Consider the following 811-nt stretch of genomic DNA (forward strand, 5'->3'; position numbering starts at 1 on the left):
CGGCCCAAATACTCGATGTTGCCGTCGGGCAAGTAGCGCCCGAGATCGCCTGTGCGGTACATCCGCGCGCCCGGCTCGGCACTGAACGGGTCCAGCACGAAGCGCTCCGCCGTCAGCTCCGGACGGTTCAGGTAGCCCCGCGCCACCCCCACGCCACCAATATGGATTTCTCCCGCCACGCCGATTGGCACCGGTTGGCCCTGATCATCCAGCAAGTACACCCGCATGTTGGCAATCGGGCGCCCAATGGGCAAAAGCCCCTCGTCGTCCGGACCATTGCAATGGGCCGTGGCACACACCGTGGTCTCCGATGGACCATAGGCATTGACATACCGGTGTCGGGAGGCCAGAGCAGCGGCCAACCCCGGCGGGCAGGCCTCTCCGGCCGTCACCAACGTCTGGAGCGGACAATCCTCCCCCAATTCCGCCACGACGGAAGGCGGCAGGGTGACATGGGTGATGTCGTGGCGCCGTAGCGTTGCCAACAACGGCTCGCCCGGCTGTACGTCGACACGGGAGGCCAGGTACAGGCCGGCGCCACTGCACAGGGCCATCACGACTTCCGAAACACTGGCATCGAAGCTTGACGAGGCGAATTGCAGGACCCGACTGTCCGCCCTTACGGCAAACAGATCGATCTGGGCCAGCGCCAGGTTGCACAGACCGCGGTGATGGTTCATCACCCCCTTGGGCCGGCCGGTCGAGCCGGAGGTGTAGATCACGTAGGCCAGGTGCGCAGGCGTCAGGTCGCCTCGTTCGAGATTACTCTCGGAGCAGGACATCCAGGGCGCCGTATCATTGAGCGCGATCA

Annotated in this window: 1 protein-coding gene; it reads right to left on the minus strand. The window is 65.0% G+C overall.

The features are described 5' to 3' along the window. Nucleotides 1-811 (minus strand): AMP-binding protein (locus EZI54_RS23945; RefSeq protein WP_165495875.1); only part of this gene is annotated, 811 nt, incomplete at both ends.

It is taken from the genome of Marinobacter halodurans (assembly GCF_004327985.1).
GTDB classification, from domain to species: domain Bacteria; phylum Pseudomonadota; class Gammaproteobacteria; order Pseudomonadales; family Oleiphilaceae; genus Marinobacter_A; species Marinobacter_A halodurans.